The sequence below is a fragment of the Dapis hubbardiae BLCC-M172 genome (assembly GCF_050016015.1).
Lineage (GTDB): Bacteria > Cyanobacteriota > Cyanobacteriia > Cyanobacteriales > Microcoleaceae > Trichodesmium.
On the sequence record NZ_JBNHEQ010000040.1, the window covers coordinates 11465 to 17399 of the forward strand.

The 5935-nt window shown below is 34.1% G+C and carries 3 protein-coding genes; 1 reads left to right on the forward strand and 2 read right to left on the reverse strand.

Annotation, left to right across the window (positions count from 1 at the left end):
* Nucleotides 1-333: 333 nt before the first annotated feature.
* Nucleotides 334-1446, reverse strand: a complete 1113-nt coding sequence (locus ACP6PK_RS04420; RefSeq protein ID WP_426558101.1) for an AI-2E family transporter — start codon at nt 1444-1446, stop codon at nt 334-336.
* 977 nt (nt 1447-2423) lie between these two features.
* Nucleotides 2424-3269, reverse strand: coding sequence for an Npun_R2479 family HD domain-containing metalloprotein (locus ACP6PK_RS04425; protein ID WP_426558103.1), 846 nt, complete (start codon nt 3267-3269; stop codon nt 2424-2426).
* Between the two features lie 349 nt (nt 3270-3618).
* On the opposite strand from ACP6PK_RS04425, the gene ACP6PK_RS04430 reads away from it, so the two are divergent.
* On the forward strand, nt 3619-5580 hold the full coding sequence (locus tag ACP6PK_RS04430; protein ID WP_426558105.1) for an efflux RND transporter periplasmic adaptor subunit: 1962 nt from the start codon (nt 3619-3621) through the stop codon (nt 5578-5580).
* Nucleotides 5581-5935: the final 355 nt, after the last annotated feature.

Consider the following 5935-nt stretch of genomic DNA (forward strand, 5'->3'; position numbering starts at 1 on the left):
TCTACTTATTTAGTTACTCTTTCAGCACTCTAGATATTTTTGAGATTATGTATAGCTATTTTATATAGTATCTTTTTTGAGATGTAAACTAAATCTACTTATTTAGTTACTCTTTCAGCACTCTAGATATTTTTGAGATTATGTATAGTCATTTTATATAGTATCTTTTTTGAGATGTAAACTAAATCTACTTATTTAGTGACTCTTTCAGCACTCTAGATATTTATGAATCATTTAAAATACTAACTATACAATATATATTTATAATTCTATCTTTATAGCTCCCAATCCTCCCCAAACTCTGCTTTTTTGAATAAACCTTATCTATTAAGTTCAATATTCAATCTCTCCTTCTCCCCATCCCCTCATCTCCCCATCTTCATCCAGAGGATTATAAAAAAAAGAACCAGTTTGAGGTGGTAATTTAGGATTTAACACAACTTCCACAATACTTTTCAAAACTCCAGTTAAAGGAATTGCCAATATTACTCCTAATAGTCCTCCTATTTTACCACCTAATAGTAATGCCGCAAAAATAATTACAGGGCTAAGTCCGGTTAAATTCCCCATGATTCTAGGAGCAACTATATTATCTTTAACTTGCTGCATAGCGATCGCTACTATTAATACTTTTAATGTCAACCACCAATCTATAAATGCTACGATAATACCTACAGTACCAATGCCCAAAGTTGCTCCAATAAATGGAATTAATTCCATTGCACCTATAAATACTGCAAATAATAGGAAATATGGAACTCCTAAAAACCAAAAAGCTATAGATAAAGTAGTTGCCATAAATAACCCCAATAGCAACTGCCCAGAAACAAAACTTTGAAGATTACCTTCTAAGGATTGTGTAAATACATCTCGTACTTTTGGAGCAATAATACTGGTAAGATTATCCCACACTCTTTCTCCATCTAAGAGCATATAAAAAGAGATTACTAAGATTAAGATTAAGTCGAAAAACCAGTTAACCGTTCCTAATACTAAACCAAAACTTGTAGCAGCGATCGCCTGTATTTCTTCTTGAGCTTTTGCTGATAGTTGCTGTTGCAAAATTCCCACATCGAAGGGTAAATTATTAAGTTCACTCCAGGCTTGAAATTCAGTCAATTGTAATCTTGCAGACTCTAACAAATCTGGAAAATTCAACCACAATTGTCGAGCTTGATTAAAGACTGGTGGTACAATAGTTAGACCAATAACTAAAACTATTAAAGCAGCCATTAAATATACTAAACCTGCTGCCAAACTTCGAGGTAAAAATATTTGTAATTTAGCCACTGGATAGTTTAACAAAAATGCTACTAATCCTGCAGTAATTAAGATACTAACTATTTCACCTATATAACTTATTGCCCCAATAGTAAACCACCCTGCCACTAATAATAAAAGCCATGTAATTAAAAACCGTTGAACAGGTGAAAATATAATATTCATAAGCAAAATTATTTGTATATTTAGCACTCATATAAAATCCGGGTAATACCATTTCTTAAAAACTTTATCTATTTCAGAGTAGGGGAGTAGGGGAGTGTAGGGACGTTTTGCTGCGCAACATGGAAAGCGGAGCATTCCGGAACGGAAAACGCATTTTTGCCTGTGCAACGTCCGTACGGGAGTAGCACAAATAAGAATAATTAACATTAAAAAGTGCTAAAATTAGCAAAAAAATGATTCTGCGCCCTGCTGATTAGTTAATAACTGAAGTATCCCCAAAGTATAGCAATAATGCATGGGAATTGGTATAATTAGTGATCGTATCACTCTAGGAGTCAGGAGTCAGGAGAAAGAAAAGATTGGAACTAACACAATTTTATAATTTGTATTCAAGAAAATTTGTATTCATAGAAAGTAATTAAGTGCAATTACTGTATAACCGGATTTTATATCATACTAAGTCCACTTTACTAGAGCAGATATATGCAACAAAATCAAACTATTTACCTATAAAGAATTTGTGTTTTGAAGTAATTAATATATAATAATTGAATTTTAAAAAAGATAATTTATGACGATTTTTTGAATTCAAAATTTAAAATTCAAAGTTAAAATATTTTTGCTCCTTCCTTAATTTATTAATTGTTTAATTAAGGATACAAGCCTAGTTCTTTAGAGAGTGAAAAAAAACAAAAACATCTTCCTTATTTCAAGCTTATTGGTTTCCTACGGAATGCTGCGCAAACAGCAAGAGGTAATAATGAGCGAATTGATAATTGATAATTTTGAATTTTCGCGAAGCAACTTGACCTTAAAAGATGGTATTGAATCTATTAATTATGACCAATAAATAAGGTCAATAGCCTCCGATATGAAGGAGATGAAAAATAAAATTATAGTTTTCAAGCCTACCTATTTCAGGAGGTACTAAGAACTGTTAACGCAGTTCCTCTGCAAGAGGCTAACTGATAACTGAATTAAGCGCCAATCTTTTGAGAAGAGTCATGCTCCACGACAAATACATTTGAGTAAAGATTAGCAATTACTTGCTTACCTTGCTGTGTTAGTGATAAATATTTCAAAGCTTTTTCTATATAAGGATGAACCCCTTGCCAAAAAAACTGGGGATAATTATCAAGCAGATCGCTAGGATTTTTATACCCTACCTTTTGGTTAAAACCAGTCTCTTCAAATTCATAAAATAAATAACCTATTTTCTTCAGATAACGGGGGTCACTTAATTGACCTATTAAATCTGCTGCCCGGACTAAACCTGGATAATTAATAGTATCTTGATGATCTGATTCTTTCGGAACAGGAAAGCGAGTTAATTCAATATTTTCTTTAATTATTTCTGCATCAATCAGTTTATGACCACCAAATCTTTCATTAACAAATAATTTTGCTCTATCCACATGATAAGGAGTTAAACTAGCATCAGTACAACCTAAAGGCAAATTAACCATTTCATCTCCCCTACCTGTAGCGTACCAACCTTTTTTATCTTCCCGACAAACTCCTTTTACATATCCAATATCATGGCAAACTAAGGAAATAATATAGTGTAACCAATCTTCGCAGGCCACTCCTCCTTCTCGAATATGTTTTCCTCTGAGAATTTCTTGGCCTACAAGAGTCACTAAAATAGTATGCTCCACATTATGGTAAAGTGCATCACTATTGGCAATATTTTCTAGTGCCATATTTCCTGCCCAACCAATAATTTCTTCGTAATTAGACTTATAACCACCATAAGTCCGATGGTAGCCTTCCTTAATTTTTTCCACAAATGAACTAATTAGTATTTCAGTAGCATTAAACATATTTTTTACTTGACTAATTTCGATCTTTTTTTAGGTTTCATTTTTATTGTAGTTGTTTGAGTTATTTGTTAATTTTTTATTTCATTTTTTCTCTAGTTTGTAATAGTCAAGGTAATTAAGTACACCAGACCAGAGTTATTCAAGGATTAAGAATGCGCGAATTACCTCTCTTTGAAAAGAAGAGGATTGACGAACAGGAAAATTTTTATTTATTATCCCCTATCCAAGGGGAGGCTTTAAACCACAATATTTCGGTAAGAGTTCTATACAAATTACTATGTAATTTTAATAAATATAACAAAATTATAATTTTTCTTTACAATGTTAAGTGTAGATAGAGGTAAGTAAATTGAAACAAGTTAATATACCAGAAAATATCATAAAAAAGCAACAGAGCGATCGTCTAGATGATTGTAACCAAGTCGAAATTTATCAGGTAGATGGCCCGGTATTCTATTCTCAAGCACAAGAAGATGAGGAGAAGATTAATGATACCAAAGAATTTCCTGCTCAAAAAAAGAGAGGAGGATGGAAAGGATTAATTATTGGTATTGCCATTGGTATAGTTGCTAGTGTGATAAGTATGCAGCTACTTTCCAAACCAAAGCAAAATACAGAAAGTAATACCAATTCAACACAAACTACTACAGCTCCAGTCGAGACAAACTTGACTCCCACCATGAGTGTAACAGTAGCCAACGTAGAATTAGCAACAGTAGAACGCACCCTTGATGCTACAGGTAGTGTTGTTGCCTTCGATCTATTACCAGTCTTACCACAAGCAAATGGCTTGCAAATTCAACAAGTCTTAGTAGATGAAGGAGAAAAAGTTACTCAAGGCCAAGTAATGGCAATCTTAGATGACTCCGTTTTAAAATCACAAATTAACCAGGCAAAATCTCAAGTAGCATCTGCTAGAAGTCAAGTAGAGCAAAGAAGAGCTGCTCACAGTAAAACAAAAGTAGGAGTAGAGCAAGCAACTGCTGCTTGGGAACAAGCAATTGCCGATCGCGATGGAGTCAAAGCTGCTATAGCTCAAGCCAAAGCTGGTAGAGATGAGGCGATCGCTGGTTTAAAGCAAACAAAAGCAAGTCGGGATGATGCCGTTGCTGCTCTTAAACAAGCTCAAGCAAGTCGGGATGATGCCGTTGCTGCTCTTAAACAAACCCAAGCAAGTCGTAATGATGCTCTAGCATCTGTTGCCCAAACTGAAGCAAAATTAGCAGAAGCTAAAGCTAATAAAGAACAGGCAATGAGAGATTTTGAAAGATATCAAACCCTGAGAGCGGAGGGTGTTATTTCTTCTCAAGAATTAGAAACTCGTAGCACTACAGTGAAAACTTCTAGAGAAGGAGTGCGAGTTGCTGAAGCTAATATTAATAGTGCTAAAGCTAAAGTCGATATTGCTGATGCTAATATTAATAGTGCTAAAGCCAAAATTGATATTGCTGATGCTAACGTTAGTAGCGCCAAAGCCAAAGTTGATATTGCCAACTCAAACGTTAGCAGTGCAGAAGCGAGAGTAGAAAGTGCAGAAGCAAGTCTCAGTAGTTCAATGGCACAACTAAGGAGTGCAGAAGCCAAAGTTAATAGCGCCAAAGCTAATGTAAGTAGTGCTAGAGCAGAAGTCGAAAGTGCATTATCAAATATTGACAGCGCTATAGCAAATGTTAGCAGCGACGAAGCTCGTCTAGAAGAGAGACAAACTCAGCTAGCACAGACTTTACTCAAAGCACCCGCAAATGGTATAATAGCCGAACGGATAGCTCGTGTTGGTGATGTAACTTCTAGTAATAAAATGTTGTTTTCAATTATTAAAGACAATCAATTAGAACTACAATTAGAAGTGCCAGAAACTCAATTACCACAAGTTAAAATAGGTACAAAAGTTCAAATCACATCAGATGCAGATAGTCGGATAAAAATGTCAGGAATAGTGAGAGAAATAGCACCATTAGTTAATGAACAAACTCGCGAAGCAACTGTAAAAATAGACCTACCTAATAGTAACTTATTACGACCAGGAATGTTTTTCAGAGCAACAATTACAACTGCCACAAATCAAGGATTAAAAATTCCAGCAAAAGCCGTATTACCTCAAGCAGATGGTCAGTCTATTGTTTATGTTTTGCAAAATAATAATCAAGTTAAAGCCGTACCTGTAGAAGTAGGAGAAATTTTGAGTAAAAATAGCGATTTAGCTAATGCAAAAATTGAAGTAAAAAATGGTTTAGAGTTAGGTAATAAAGTAGTAGTAGCAGGTGGAGGTTATTTGAAAGATGGAGATATTGTTAAAGTCATTGATAAGTAGGGAGGTTGCATTCAACATCCTTACACAGTAAGGTATTTAGGTATATTGCCTGTTAGTTATTTCCCAAAAATATTTAAAGTAACATAGGCATCTTGCCTGTTAGCTATTAAGGGATATTAAATCCTGTAAAAAGCGGTTTGGAGACCAAACCCCTACCTACTGAAAAAAATCTTACTACTGATTTTTTTTCATTCAATTAACACCAATTACAAAATAAAGAATGCCAGAAAAAATCTATCTCAATTAGAGCTACTTGAAAAAATCTTATCCAATTTATTTCTTTTTTTCAATATTTCTTCCTTCTTACTTCTTCCTTAATTAATTTGGAGACCAAACCCCTACCTACTCAAAAAAA